The sequence below is a fragment of the Arthrobacter sp. OV608 genome (assembly GCA_900110595.1).
In the GTDB taxonomy this organism is placed as follows: Bacteria; Actinomycetota; Actinomycetes; order Actinomycetales; family Micrococcaceae; genus Arthrobacter.
The window spans coordinates 270,979-282,746 of the sequence record FOEZ01000003.1 but is presented as its reverse complement, the minus strand read 5'-3'; the positions used below and the strand labels follow the sequence as shown (position 1 = coordinate 282,746).

The 11,768-nt window shown below is 63.2% G+C and carries 6 protein-coding genes; all 6 read left to right on the top strand.

All coding sequences use genetic code 11. The features are described from left to right. Positions 1-45: 45 nt before the first annotated feature. The 6 genes from BMX78_RS22710 (at position 46) to BMX78_RS06085 (ending at position 11,508) form a co-directional block, all read left to right on the top strand. Positions 46-309 (top strand): hypothetical protein, encoded by a 264-nt coding sequence (locus tag BMX78_RS22710; protein ID WP_139204888.1) that lies wholly within the window; start codon positions 46-48, stop codon positions 307-309. Positions 310-714: 405 nt separating this feature from the next. Next, entirely contained in the window at positions 715-1,281 is a 567-nt protein-coding gene (locus tag BMX78_RS06105; RefSeq protein ID WP_091417714.1) for a hypothetical protein, read from the top strand. After that, the gene (locus BMX78_RS06100) at positions 1,278-2,963 is read left to right on the top strand and encodes an NERD domain-containing protein (protein WP_091417712.1); all 1,686 of its coding nucleotides are present in this window, start codon (positions 1,278-1,280) and stop codon (positions 2,961-2,963) included. The genes BMX78_RS06105 and BMX78_RS06100 overlap by 4 nt, the downstream gene beginning before the upstream one ends. A gap of 78 nt (positions 2,964-3,041) precedes the next feature. Beyond that, positions 3,042-5,651, top strand: a complete 2,610-nt coding sequence (locus BMX78_RS06095; protein ID WP_170850703.1) for a sigma-70 family RNA polymerase sigma factor — start codon at positions 3,042-3,044, stop codon at positions 5,649-5,651. After that, positions 5,648-8,290: a PD-(D/E)XK nuclease family protein gene (locus BMX78_RS06090; protein ID WP_091417707.1), complete on the top strand. Its 2,643-nt coding sequence runs from the start codon at positions 5,648-5,650 to the stop codon at positions 8,288-8,290. Before BMX78_RS06095 ends, BMX78_RS06090 begins: the two co-directional genes overlap by 4 nt. Next, entirely contained in the window at positions 8,287-11,508 is a 3,222-nt protein-coding gene (locus BMX78_RS06085) for a UvrD-helicase domain-containing protein (RefSeq protein WP_091417705.1), read from the top strand. The genes BMX78_RS06090 and BMX78_RS06085 overlap by 4 nt, the downstream gene beginning before the upstream one ends. Positions 11,509-11,768: the final 260 nt, after the last annotated feature.

The following is an 11,768-nucleotide window of genomic DNA, read 5'->3' as shown; positions in this document are numbered from 1 at the left end:
CAAGGCCTCGCAAAGATGCCTCGAAATACTTTGGGAGGTACCAAAATGGCAGACGGGTATGAAGTCTTTGATACGGGGCACAACAAACTGGTTTTTCAACATCAACGACTAAATGCAAAGCAAGTCGAACAAGTCATGGCCGGCCTTCGTGCGCTCCATTTGAGTGGTGCCGAGGAGGCACGAATGGTGCTTTTGAAAGCATGCGGCCGGCGCGTCACGCTGCTTACGGAATTGTATGACGTGGAACTTCACAAGGTGCTTGCCTACATTGCCCGAGAAAAGCGTCGGCGACTACTGCCGGGGCCCTGATCTCGTCCGGCGAAAGAAGCCATATTCGTGGCGCCTCCACCAGACGGACAGCAACTCGCCCAAGCCCAGGACTACTTCACTGAGCGCGTGTCCTTCCTGCGCAGGCAACCCCGCTCACTCCACCGAATCCGTTTCACCGATGGGGGGTGTCCGCTTAGGGTGACCGAACCCTTTCAGACGACGTGGATCCGTAATCCCGGGATGTTTCTCCGGCCTTCAGGAGAGCACCAATTCAGGGCGCTGCTGGAGCCGCGATCCATCCAAGCAACTAATGTCGGGCAGTGCTGATGCATATATGATCTGAAACATCTTCTGAACTCAGCGCGGAGCAACACCACGCTGCCGTGTCCGGAGCTTAGGAACCATGCGCGTGCAAATGCGCAGCAGCGGAAAGATTGATACCCCGTGATTGAAATGCTCAGCGGAGCCAGCGTAGGCACGTTCAAGAATCTTGTTTGGATCATTGCGGTGGTGATCGGCCTTCTGTTCCTCATTGGAAGCCGCCCTTCCACTCTGCGAAAAACTGCGGCGAGGGTGATCACTGCCCTGACGGCAGGCACGGCGGCTTTTGCCGCAGCCAACCTTGCGGTGGTCTTCTACATCCTTGCCCACCTTATGGATCCGCGCTGGTCTGTCGGGCGGGACGCAACGATCGACAGCCCTGAACTGTCCGCGGGGCCGTTCTTCCAGCCAATAACCGACACGCTGAATGACATCCTGGACGGCCTGACCGGCAGCGTCAACAACGTCATCGCATTGAAGAACGCGTTCCTCACGATGCCGGACTTTATTGTCACCGCGGGCTGGGCGTCCGTTGTGCTGGTAGGTCTCGCCATCACGAATCGCATCCTTTCCTCGATTATCGAAAAGGACCAAATGAAGCAGATCGACCGGAATACGCGGGATCTGGCTGACATTCGCGCTCAGTTCGGGCTGGCCCCCTTCCAGGACGCCAGGGTCGGGGCACGATGAGGTGCATTCCGGAAGAACCGGAGTTCGGTGAGGGACACCACGCGGAGAAGGCCGTCTGGACCGCCCTGCGGAACAGCCTCCCCGACGACTGCGTCCTGGCCCACTCGGTCCACGTCCGGGACGGCCGGAATGAATACGAAATTGACCTTCTGGTCCTCTGGCCCAACGTGGGAATGGCAGCGATCGAGGTCAAGGGCGGCCAGGTCAGCATTACGGACGGGCAGTGGTACCAGTCGGACCGGAACCAGAAGCGCCAGATCCAAAGCCCCGTGGCACAGTCCCAGAGCTCACTCCACGCCCTCAAGAACTGGCTGGAGAACCAGCTCGGTACGCGCCTGAGCAGCCGCTGCGTCTACATGGTCAGCCTCCCCTACACCGACGTGCCGCGGGACTGGACCATGGCAGGCAGCCCTCGGTCGCTCATCCTCGACCAGACCGACAGCAAGTCGCCCGCCGACCTCGTCCGCCAAGCCATCGAAAATGAAGGCGGCGGCGCCTCCCCGCTTGCCCCGGCCTTCCTGGAACGCATCGTTCGCAAGCTGGGCGGAAACCTGGACACCGCCGTCGAACCTTCCACCACCTCGCAGGAGGACGAGGCAGCCCAGGACCACCTCACGGAACGCCAGTCCGTGCTGCTCCACGCAACCCGCTCACTCAACAGGGTCCGGTTCACCGGCGGCGCGGGCAGCGGAAAGACATGGCTCGCCGTCGAGAAGGCCAAGCTGCTGAGCAAGCAGGGCAAGCGCGTAGGCCTCTTCTGCTACAACAAAGGCCTGGGGCAATACCTCCAGGACCGCGTCGCACCCTGGCGCCAGGCCAAACCGGTGTTCACGGGCGAGTTCCACGAATACGTGCGCGGGCTGGGAGTCCCCGACGGCTCGGGGCAGGACTATTTCGACGTCGAAATGCCCCGTCTCTTGAAGGAGCTGGCAGCCGGACTGGAGCCGCACGAGCGGCTGGACGCCGTCGTCGTCGACGAAGCGCAGGACTTCGCACCCCTATGGTGGGACGCACTTCTCGCGTGCACCAGCGACCCGGACGCGGGTGAGGTGTACGCGTTCATGGACGACCGGCAGGACGTCTACCAGCGGTGGGGAGGCGCGACGGCGGACCTCACCAGCGGCCCGATGGCCACTTTTGTACCCATCCACATTGACGACAACCTCCGCAACACCCGCAAGATCGCTGAGACCTTCAAGCCTTTCGCCGGCGACCACTTCACGCCGCGCGGCAGCACGGGCCTGCCGGTCCGCTTTGTGCACTGCCCCACCGAGGAAGCGCTCGACGTCGCGGAAGACTGCTTGAATGCGCTGATCGACGAGGGCTGGGCGAACAACCAGATCGCGCTCCTCACCACCAAGGACCGCCACCCCATCCATTTGGACTACTTTAAGCGCGGCGCCACGGAAGAGTACTGGCGGGACTTCCACGCCAACGACGGTGAGTTCTACGGCCATGTGCTGGGCTTCAAAGGCCTGGAACGGTCCGTTGTTGTCCTTTGCGTCAACGGATTCAAGGACATGGGCAGGGCCCGGGAACAGCTCTACGTCGGGCTGTCGCGGGCACGCAGCCTGCTAGTGGTTGTGGGTAATTCCGGGCTGCTGGAGGAGGCCGGCGGACGCGAACTCAAGCTCGCGCTGTCCCGCGCCCAGGCATGGACTCCGGTGCTGGAAGACGCGTAGTGGCGCTGCTCACCTAAATTGTCAGTGCCCCGCCATACTCTTCAGGCACCAGATCAGAACCGTCCAATGGGGGATGAAATGCCAGAACTAGCCGGCGCCGGGTCACACCCAGTCGCGACGCTTCCGCGGGTGCCCGTCCAGGTTGTGCCCACCGCGGTGCCTGCCTCCTACGACTACGCCTTCCTGTATCCCTGGCAGCAGGAAGCCCTGAAGGCCTGGCATTCGAATGCCCGCCGCGGCGTCGTAGAAGCCGTTACCGGTTCCGGTAAAACCCGCGTCGGCATTGCCGCCGCCTTCGAAGCAGTCCGGCAGGGCATCAAGGTCCTGATCCTGGTGCCGACAGCGGAGCTTCAGCGCCAGTGGCTGGTGTCCCTGCGTCGCGACCTTCCTGCTGCGCGGCGCGGTGCCCTCGGTGACGGCCGGTCCGATTCCCTCGATGACGTAGACATCCTCGTGGCCATCGTTCATTCGGCGTCCAACCGGGAGACGCTGCGCTCACACAAGGCCGGACTGATCATTGCCGACGAGTGCCACCGCTACGCGGCTCCCATGTTTACCGGGGCCCTGCAGGAAGGGTATGCGTGGCGGCTTGGGCTGACGGCCACGTTCGAGAGGGCGGACGGGGAGCACGAGAACCTCCTCACGCCCTACTTCGGTGGCGTCATTTACAACCTCTGGTACGACCGGGCGCTGAAGGACCAGGTCATAGCGCCGTTCGACATTGCCTTGGTCGGCGTTGACCTCACCGCTGCCGAGCAGGCTGACTATGACGAGTTCTCCGCCGTGATGGTGGAGGCGGCACGGAACCTCGAAACGTACGCCGGCATCCCTCGGCGGCCCTTCCCGCAGTTCATCGCTGCGGTGGCCACGCTGGCGGCTTCGGATTCACCCAGCCGGGAAGCAACCATTGCCCGCAGGTACATGCGGGCAATGTCCTCGCGGCTCACCCTGCTGGCCGAAGCGAAGACGAAGTACCTGGCGCTGGCAGCGTTGAAGGAGACTGTTGATGGGTCCCGCGGCACCCTAGTGTTCACCCAGACCCAGGAGTCTGCGCGCCGGGCCCAGGAGCTTTACACCTCCTTGGGGTCGAAAGCCTCTGCGGTGTTCAGCGGCATGGCCAAGAACGACCGCCGGCAGGGCATGGAGGATTTCCGCACTGGAGTATCGCAGATCCTGGCCGCGCCGAGACTCCTGGATGAAGGCATTGACGTTCCGGAGGCCGACCTTGGGATCATAGTTGCCGCCAACCGCAGCCAGCGGCAGATGGTTCAGCGGCTGGGACGTGTCATCCGCAAGAAGACAGACGGGCGGCCCGGCCGCTTGGTTGTCCTCTACTCCAAAGGCACGGTGGAAGATCCGGATGTCCAGGGTGAGGAGTTCCTGGGCAAGGTGCTGCCGTTTGCACGGAACGTTGAGTTCTTCGACATCAAGACGGACTTGGACGGGTTGCAGGAGTTCCTCTGCCCGGCCGAGCCTGAAGAGGTCACAGAGCCCGAGGCTGGCGGGACAACAGCGAGCACACCCGGGAACGGCGCTGGACCGGAGGGCGGCAGTGCGGCCGAGCCGGTTATGGAGCCTCCCGTGGAGGAGGACGACGAGAGCGCACCGACGTCGTTTGATCTTGAGGACTCCGGCTGGCTGGAGGAGCTTCAGGGGCTTGAGGGGTTCAGCGACGACGGGGTTTCGGACTACCTGCAGCGGGCATGCCGCGCGGATCTGCTGACCGCCGAGCAGGAAGTGGAGCTCGCCAAGGACATCGAGGCCGGTCTTTACGCTTCCCATCTGCTGTCGGACGGTACCGCCCGTGGCCGCCGCGAGTCCCGGGAGCTGCGGCTAATCGCTCAGTTGGGTGACCGGGCGGCCGACGCATTGCTTGAGGCGAACCTCCGGCTGGTGGTCTCCATCGCCAAGAAGTACGTGTTCCACGGCATGGATTTGCTTGACCTCATCCAAGAGGGGAACATCGGCCTCCATCGGGCAGTCTGCAAGTTCGACTACACGAAGGGCTTCAAGTTCTCGACGTATGCCACGTGGTGGATCCGGCAGGCTGTCACCAGGGCTCTGGCCGATCAAGCCCGGGTCATCCGACTCCCGGTCCACATGGTGGAGCAGATCCACAAGGTCCAGGCCATTCAGCGTGAAGCCGCCCGGAAGGGCCTCGAATACAGCATTGAGGAACTCGGCAAGCTCACGGATCAGTCCGCCGATAAAGTGGAATACCTTCTGTCGCTGGACCAGCCTGTGCGTTCGCTGGACTACCTCGTACCGGATGGCAGGGGTGGCCTGGAGCCGCTGGCGGACCAGCTCATCGATCCCTCGCATGTGGATGTTCTTGACCGGATCGCCAAGGAACAGCTCAAGACCCAAGTGCACGCAGTCTTGGACACTCTGACAGAGCGGGAAGCCGGCGTCATTGCGATGCGTTTCGGCATTGACGACGGCGAGGAAAAGACCCTGGATGCCATCGGCAAGGCCTATGGCGTTACAAGGGAGCGCATCCGCCAAATTGAGTCGAAGACGATGAAACTATTGCGTCATCCCTCCCGCTCGCACGGCCTCAAAGAGTTCCTGTATACCTGCAAAGACGAGCCTTCTCCCGGCGCGGGTACAGACCATGAGACCGATTTGTCAGAGCCCGTCTCCGACGTGATAGAAACGACCACCAGCCAAAACATGGGGGACAAATGAAGATTGAGTTCGGTTGGCATCTGGACCGGGCACCGTGGGCCTACAACCAGCCGGGGCTCAACCACGTGCGCGTGGGCCGCAAGGGCTTAACCACCCTGCTGCAGACAAGGCTGGGCATCACCCGGCCGGATACGGGGCATGCCGAACGCGTCAACCAGTATCTGGGCCGCCTTCAGTCCATTGATTCGCCCGGCGCCTGGTTCCACGATTCTTTCCAGGTTGACTCGTGGTCCACGGCACAGGAGCTGCTCGCAGCACGCGACGATGCGGTCTCCAACGGCTGGGACGGGACGCTTCCGGAGAATGATGCCGACGTGCCAACTCCTTCCCCATTGCTTCGCACGCTCAGTGCGGCGGAACGTGCCCCCGGGTACCTGGCCCCCTCGCTCGCAGACGATACGTTGGAATTACTCGAAGCACTCGATTCTCCCCTGCCCCTCGGGATCGAACAACTCATCCTCCACCAGGCCGAGACATCCTTTCCCCGGATTTGGCAGCGCATTATCGCCAAACTACGACGGCATGGCGTGCGCGTAAGCATCGCGCCGCCCGCAACTGTCCAACCGCAGTTGACGGTCCTCACGGCCGAAACCGAGTGGGAAGCCGCGGAGCAAGCTGCCCGTTGGCTGGCCAGCGGTGACAATGCCAGCACTGCGGTGGTGTGCTCAGACCGTACCTCCGTTCTGGATCAATACCTCGCCACCCATGGACTGCCGAGGCTGGGCGTCGGCGCTCGCTCCCCATGGCGGGCACAGAACCAGTTAATTCCCCTGTTCTTCGAACTCATTTGGGCGCCGGGTGACGTCCGGCTCCTCGCCGAGTTCCTGTCCCTGCCCGGTGTCCCAGTGAGGCGGCGGGCAGCACGACACCTCCTGCATGCGCTGCAGCAGGCACCAGGTACAGGAGGTGAAGCCTGGGAGAAAGCCATCAAGGAGATCGCCCAGGACAACACACTCGGGTCCGAGCTGGCCGCGGTCCTCGACCGAACTTTCAACACCGGGCTCATCAGCGGGGACACCACCAACGGAGCCAAACTGGCAGAGACGGCCGTGTGGCTTGGCGGCCGGCTGCGTGCCCGGGCGGCAGTCGACCCGGCTTTCCAGTCCGCGTCCGCCCAACTTCAGCGGATTCTGGAGCTTGTTGCGCCCCTTCAGGAAGTCTCCCGCCGTGAGCTTCGCCGCATCGTCTCCACCGTAGTGACGCCGGCGGCCGACCCCTTGGTCGCCGCAGAAGCCAGCCCCTGGCTCCGGCTCAACCAGCTGCACGAACTGTGCGACGACGTCGACAATGTGCTTTGGTGGGGTTTCCGCAACGGATCTATTGCGCACGGGCGCCGCTGGGACGCGCACGACGTCGAGACCCTCGCCAGAATGGGCGTGGACCTGCCCTCGCCGGAAGACCTTGCCGCCCTGTCAACACAGCAGACGATCTCCGCAGCCGGCCGTTGCCGGCACCTGGTCATCGTCCAGGTTGAGCAACTCCTTGGTGAACGCACCGAAGGCAATCCGCTCCTTGAAACACTGGTCGCAGCCCAGCCTCTCCCCAATGCAGAGCGCGCTGCTGAGTCCCTGTCCGCGCGCCTCGCCAAAGTAAGCACCACGCCAGCCGAGCTCACCGGTCCGGATGGCCGCTGGCAGTTCGCCGGTCGAAGGGCCCAACTGGTCCCCGTGAATCGGCACCTGCCCGTCCCGCCCGCACCGGTCCACGAAGTTGGCCCAAGTCCCTCACTCCGGCCGGAGCGGCTGTCCTTCAGCCAGCTTTCGACGTTGCTCGGTTGCTCCCTCGCCTGGGTGCTCGCCAAGAAGTCAAAGCTGAGCGTGGCCGATGCCGCCAGCATCCCCACAGACAACCAAATGCTCGGGACCTTCGCGCACAAAGTAGTGGAGGTTCTCCACCAGCACCTTGACGGGGAAACCCGGGCAGTTCCGGAGGAAGCAGAAATCCGCCTGACCATTGACGAACTGATGCCGCACTTCGCCTCGGAGTTGCTGTTGCCAGGCCAGTCCCGCCGGCGGTCCGCAATCACGGCCACCCTCGTGGCCTCGATCAGCACATTCTTCAGCCAACTCTCGCGCGGCGGCATCGTGCTCCAAACCATGGAACAGGAATTCGAGAAAGACCTCCGGCTCTCCGCAGCGGGCGAAGATTTCAGCGTCGCCGTGAAGGGCAGTGCAGACGCGATGGGCATCGACACCGAAGGCCGCACCGTCGTCGTAGACCTTAAGTGGACCAACAACGCCAAGTACCGCCGCGAGGAAATCCAGCAAGGTACCGCGCTGCAGCTGGCCCTCTACCAGTGGGCCCTTCATCCCGGCGATGCCCCGCCCGATGACCCGACAGCGTTTTACCTGCTCAAACAGGGTGCATTTGCCTCGTCCCACCCGCACTTCGGTACCCAACTGCCCCGGGCCGTCGAGCCCGCCCAGCTTTGGATGCAGGCGGTGGCCGCGGCGGAATTCACCATTGAGGAAGTCCTCGCCGGCCGGATCACGGCAAAACAGCCAGCCGACGACACCCGAGCCGAAGACGCTCCGGACCGTGCTCAGATGGACGCTGATGCTGGACGGCACCACGTCAAGCCACCCTGCCGTTTCTGCGACTTCGGCGTGCTTTGCGGAATAAAGGGGGACTTTTCATGAACCTGCTGGACAACGTCACTATGGTCTCGGCAAGTGCCGGAACCGGAAAGACCTTCCATCTCACCCAGGTCATCGCGGAAAAGATCGAGGACGGACTGCCGGCTGGCGCAGTCATGGCGACAACCTTCACCAAGAAGGCAGCAGGTGAGCTGAAGGAGCGCATTGGTGCGCGGCTTCTGGAACAATCCGGAGCCGCCAGAGACGCCAGTCGCGCCGAGTCACTGCAGCGCGCAGCCCAGCAACTTCCTGCGAGTCTGATCGGGACAGTCAACAGCGTCTGCGGGAAACTGCTCCAGGAGTACGCAATCGACGCCGGGCTCTCCCCCGCGCTCGAAGTAATCGGTGAGGAACAACTCCAGGGAATCTTCCACCTGGCTACTGACGCCATCCTCGCGGAGCATGGGACCGACATCCTGCCCATCGCGCGCCGTATGGGAACGGACGGAAACGGGGCACGTGACGCCCAACCGTGGGAGGAGACCGTACGCGGGATCGTCGACGCCGCCCGCACCAACCTCCTAAGTGCCGATGATCTTGTTGGCTGTGCAGAGCGCTCCTGGCACGGGCTGCGGGAACTGCTGGACGAACCGGGCCAGGACGAACGCCAGGCGTGGCACCGGGAGCTCATTGAGCGGCGGGCACAGCTGGACACCCTTGCGAGAACGGGAATCGGTCAGGACGGCAAGACCGCAAACGTCACGTCGAAGGGTTTCCTCGAGCAGTACCCCAAGGTAATCCAGAAGATAGACCAGGCGGTCAGCGTCGATGACACCCCGTGGGAGATCTGGCGCGGCTTCATCGCGTCCGGCCCTGCCGCCCCGATTAAGGCCATCTTCTGGGACCTTCGGGAACGGATTCACCAGGGACTACTCTCCAACCCGGCATTCCACTCCGACCTGGAGCAATACATTCGGCGCATCTTTGCCTGTGCCGCTGAATGTCTCACCATCTACGCAAAGTTCAAACGGCTTCATGGGCTAATGGACTTCGTGGACCAGGAGACGCTCGTCCTCGAACTGGCCCGGACCAGCAAAGCGTTCCGCGAATCGTTCGCGAGCCGCATCAGCTTGCTGGTTGTCGACGAGTTCCAGGACACCAGCCCGCTGCAGCTGGAATTGTTTCTGCAGCTCAGTCGCTTGGTCAAGGAGGCCGTGTGGGTTGGCGATCCGAAGCAGTCCATCTACGAATTCCGGGGCACCGATCCGGACCTGATGCAGGCGGTGGTGGAGCGTGTGCCGACAAGACGGCAGCTTTCGCATTCCTGGCGATCCCACCAAGCTGTCGTCGACCTTTCCAACGCAGTCTTCGAACCGGTCTTCGCCAGGCATGGGATGGCGCCGGAGACCGTTCACCTAGAGCTGCCGGAAGACCACAAAAGCTGGTCGGCCGGGAATCTCGAAGCCTGGACGCGTCCGCAAACCAACGACGGTGAACGGCTGCGCGCGACGGCGGCCGGCGTGGCTGATCTCTTGTCGCGCCGCGATGGGATCCACCCGGGCGACGTAGCGGTGCTGACCCGGTCGAATGCCGACGTCGAAGCGCTATCTGCTGCCCTTGACGCCCTGGGCATCCGCGCAAGCCGCAATCCGCGCCAGCTCGCCGACGCCCGCGAGATACAGCTGGCCCGCGCCGGCATGGCCTACGTCTCGGACGGCTACGATACTGTCGCCCTCACCGAAGTCGTCGCCCTCCATCCCGGTCATCACGCCCACGGGAAGTGGCAGCAGCAGCTTTTGTCCGCCGTCGACCCGGCCGCGGTGCTTGAAGGTTGGAATATGGATCCCTTGCTATCCTCACTGGACAGCTTGCGAACCCAGGCCAAGACGGCCACGCCGACCGAAATCTTCGAAGCGGTGGCTGGCGTGCTGGGCCTTCCGCCGCTTATCAAGTCCTGGTCAGCGCCTGCCACACGGCTGCGCAATCTCGACGCTTTCCGCGGCGCCCTCGAAGACTACTACGAGCGTTGCCTGGCGCTCCGCTCGCCCGCCACCTTACGGGGATTCTTGACATTCTTCGGTTCCGAACAGCAGCAGTCGGCCGAGAACGCCGGCCCGGACGTCGTCAACGTCCTCACCTACCACAAGGCGAAGGGGCTGGAATGGCCCGTCGTTGTTATGGAGGCGCTGGACAAGGACCTGCGCTTCGCGGCGTTCGGTGCCGCTGTGGAGCAGGACGGAACCCTCGACCTTGAACTACCTCTCGCCGGGCGCTGGATCCGGTTCTGGCCCAGCCCTTTCCCCTACGCAGGTTCACCTCTCGATGCCCGCGGCAAGGAAAGCCAAGTGGCATTGGACGCCGAGGAGCGCGAGCGGCGGAACATGGCACGGCTGATGTACGTCGGCATGACCCGGGCAGTGGAGACCAATGTGTTGACGGGCAAGGGCAACGTTCCCGGCCTGCTGAACAACCTCGGGGCCGAGTCCCTGCTTTCTTGGTCGGCAGCCGAGGAGCCGGGAGCCAGCTACTCCCAAGCGGGCCCGATCGAGGACCCTGAATTGCCAGGTACTACGGGGACTCTGAACGTTGCCGGCGGCGATTTTTCGGCCCGTGTGGCCACGCTCGAACCGGCGGAGCAGAGTGTGGCCACACGCGGATGGGTCGCGCGGTTCACTGATGCGCAGAGTCAGCTACCTCCCGCGCTTTATCCGCCGTCGCGTCTCACTGCCAGCTCCGAGGGTTCGGACGGGGACAAGGCAACCGTATTGCTGGCTGCCGAACTGGGCCCCCGCTTGGCGGAGCACGGCGCGGATGAATGGGGCGCCGTGGGCAGCGCGGTCCATGCCTACCTCGGCACGGCATATGGCGCCCTCGACACCGTGCAGCAGCGTGACCTCGCAGAACGAATCATCGGACGTTGGAAGATCGGGCATCTGGTCGCGCCCGAACTCCTCGTGACATCGGGAGCGCGCTTCGAGGAGTACTTGAACACAGCCTTCCCCGCATGGATTCGGCATCGTGAGGCCGCCATCGGCTGGCGGCCGGAGAACAGGGTGATGGAGGGGTGGATCGACCTTTTGCTTGAAGGGCCTGACGGTTACGTGCTTGTGGATCACAAGACGTATCCGGGTAGCGATCCCGAAGGCCATGTGCGTGAAAAGTATCTTGGCCAAATGGCGGCCTACCGGAGCGCGGTTCTCGCTGCCACAGGAAAAGCTGTGCTGCGGACCCTGATCCACTTCCCCGCGCTGGGAAGAGTGTACGAGATCAGCCAGGCCTAGAACACGGGTGCGGTTACCACCAGCGGTGACCGCACCCGTGATCCTGGCACGCCCAGCCCGGCGTTCCCCACTCAACTTTTCCGGTAGCAGGATAGATCCGTTGTTCTAGGGTTATGACGCAGCCAGCAAACTCCGCTTTCGGATACTGCTCCCTGACGTCGGGCATAACCATGCCGTAGATGATGCGCCAAGACTCATGCCCGCAGACCGGGCACTTCCTTGTCGCAGACCTTTTCCTTGTCGCGCCGTTCTTAGTCATG